Below are 2318 nucleotides of genomic sequence, written 5' to 3' on the forward strand. Positions count from 1 at the left end.
GGCTGCGCCCAGCAGCCGTATGGTCGATCGGATCACGACGTGTGCTCCCTTCCGGCCATGGCCGGGCGGGCCCGTGCGGGGGCCGGTGTGGGGGAGGCCATGGCGAGTGACGTGGGGGTGGTCGGCGGGAAGCCCGGTCACGGGTGTCGCGACCCTGACAGGCATGGGGTGCCAGGGGTGCGCGCGCCGCAACCGCAGGGAAGCGTAGGAGCCCCCTGACGCAACGTCAATAGGTCTGGACCATTCTGGTCCGCCCCCGCCCGGTCGGGACCGGGCGGGGGCAGGCGCGGCTCAGTCGGCCGCGTGGCCGTGCAGCACCAGTGCCCAGCACAGGCACCCGAGCGCCGCCGTGCAGAGCAGCGCCCGCGCCACGTTCCACCGCACCCAGCGCGCCTCGAAGCGGCTGCGCACCGCCGCCGGATCGGCGATCCGGCCGGGTTCGCCGGCGGCTGCCAGGGCGTCGTTCAGCGGGATGTTGATCGCCCGCGTCACCACCAGCGACGCCGAGTAGAGGACCAGCGCCGCCACCAGGGGCGGCAGCACGTCGTGCCCGTCGGCCGGCAGGTGCAGCGCCACCGCCGCGGCCGTGGTCACCAGGGCCCCGACGAAGCCCAGCAGGAACCACCCGTTCAGGATGGCCACGTTGATGCGCTGCATCACCTCGATGAACGTCCGGTCCTCCGTCCCGCGCAGGCCCGGCATCACCGAGCACGCGTACGCGTAGAACAGGCCCGCGCTCAGCCCGGTGGTGATGGTGGCAGCCATGAGCACGACCGCACGCGACAGTTCCATCGGACGTATCCCCTCTCCGACCGGCGGCTTCCCGCGGAGCCGTGACCACGTCATCGTGACCACGTCGCCGCGACCACGTCGCCGCGGTCACCACGGCGACCACGCCGGCGTGAACACGGCGCCGCTGCGCCGATCATCCCCCGTAGCGCCGGACGAAGCCCGTCCGACATTCAAGACTCTCTCAAATGACGATCCGTCAAGCCATGTCCAGGCGTCTACGCTTACCCCATGGACACGCTCACCGGCCTGCTCGACGGCCCCAAGGCCCGGGGCGCCTTCCTGCTCCGCTCGATCCTCACCCCGCCGTGGTCGCTGCGGATCGAGGACGGGGCGCCGCTGTCGGTGATCACCGTGGTCCGGGGCGAGGCCTGGATCGTGCCCACGGGCGGCTCCCCGCTCCTGCTGTCGCCCGGCGACGTGGCGATCATGCGCGGACCCGAGCCGTACGTGGTGGCCGACACCCCGGACACCCCGGTCGACGTCGTGATCGGCCCGGGCCAGGCGTGCTCGCGTGACGGCGTCGACCTCTCCGGGGAGATCGTCGGCGTCCGCACCTGGGGCGAGGTCACCCCCGGCGACGAGCACTCCACCGTTCTGCTCTCCGGCACCTACCAGGCGGAACACGAGATCGGCCGGCGCCTGCTGGACCACCTGCCGACCCTGCTGGTCCGCCCGGCCGGTACGGACGCCGCCGCCACCGAGGACACCCTCGTCCGGCTGCTGACCACCGAGACGACCCGCGACGAGCCCGGCCAGGAACTCGTCCTGGACCGGCTGCTGGACCTGCTCGTCGTCGGCGTGCTGCGCAGCTGGCTCGCCACCCCGGACAGCGGCGCCCCCGCCTGGTACCGCGCCCAGCACGACTCCGTGGTCGGCCCGGTCCTGCGCCTGATGCACGACGACCCGGCCCGCGCGTGGACGGTCGCCGCACTGGCGTCCGAGGTCGGCGTCTCGCGCGCCGGGCTGGCCCGCCGTTTCACCACCCTGGTCGGGGAACCCCCGATGGCCTACCTGGCCACCTGGCGGCTGGCCCTCGCCGCCGACCTGCTCCGCGACCCCGGGCACACCGTCGCCTCGGTGGCCCGCCGTGTCGGCTACAGCAACGCCTTCGCCCTCAGCGCCGCCTTCAAGCGCGTCCGCGGCCTCACCCCCCAGGAACACCGCCGCCTCGCCGCGGAGGCCCCGTCCGCCACCGCCCCGGGTACCGCTGCCGCCGCGACCACGGTGGTCCTGGCGTCCTGACACCGCCGCCTGGCGGGAGGTTCAGGACGGTCCCACCTTTTGCCGGGCGCCCCGGTCGACGGCCTGGAGGCCCCGCAGCGCGTCGGTCACCTCGCGGTCGGGGACCTGGCGGAAGTCCTCGTACCAGGGCCCGATCGCGTGGAGGTAGGGGTGCGCGGAGAGGCAGACGAGTTCGTCGACGTCGTCGCGGAGTTCCCCGGCGGCACGGACGTCGCACACCGGCAGGGCGAGGACGAGCCGGGCGGGCCGCTCGGCGCGCACCCGGCGGACCGCGGCGTGCACGG

General features: G+C 74.1%; 2 protein-coding genes and 1 pseudogene. 1 reads left to right on the top strand and 2 read right to left on the bottom strand.

Annotation, left to right across the window (positions count from 1 at the left end):
- Window positions 1-291 precede the first annotated feature (291 nt).
- A complete protein-coding gene (locus ABZ885_RS39665; RefSeq protein ID WP_360199841.1) occupies window positions 292-765 on the bottom strand; it encodes an anthrone oxygenase family protein in 474 nt (157 codons plus the stop codon).
- Between the two features lie 255 nt (window positions 766-1020).
- Here ABZ885_RS39665 and ABZ885_RS39670 point away from each other — a divergent pair, with 255 nt between their 5' ends.
- Entirely contained in the window at window positions 1021-2034 is a 1014-nt protein-coding gene (locus ABZ885_RS39670) for an AraC family transcriptional regulator (RefSeq protein ID WP_360199843.1), read from the top strand.
- Between the two features lie 21 nt (window positions 2035-2055).
- On the opposite strand, the pseudogene ABZ885_RS39675 reads toward ABZ885_RS39670, so the two are convergent.
- A pseudogene (locus ABZ885_RS39675) lies at window positions 2056-2318 on the bottom strand (hypothetical protein); the annotation flags it as partial.

Source organism: Kitasatospora sp. NPDC047058, from assembly GCF_040643935.1.
Taxonomy (GTDB): domain Bacteria; phylum Actinomycetota; class Actinomycetes; order Streptomycetales; family Streptomycetaceae; genus Kitasatospora.

What these genes read in the sequence shown, in the direction of transcription:
- ABZ885_RS39665 (WP_360199841.1), bottom strand. Translation starts at nt 765, where the DNA reads ATGGCTGCCACCATCACCACCGGGCTGAGCGCGGGCCTGTTCTACGCG.
- ABZ885_RS39670 (WP_360199843.1), top strand. Translation starts at nt 1,021, where the DNA reads ATGGACACGCTCACCGGCCTGCTCGACGGCCCCAAGGCCCGGGGCGCC.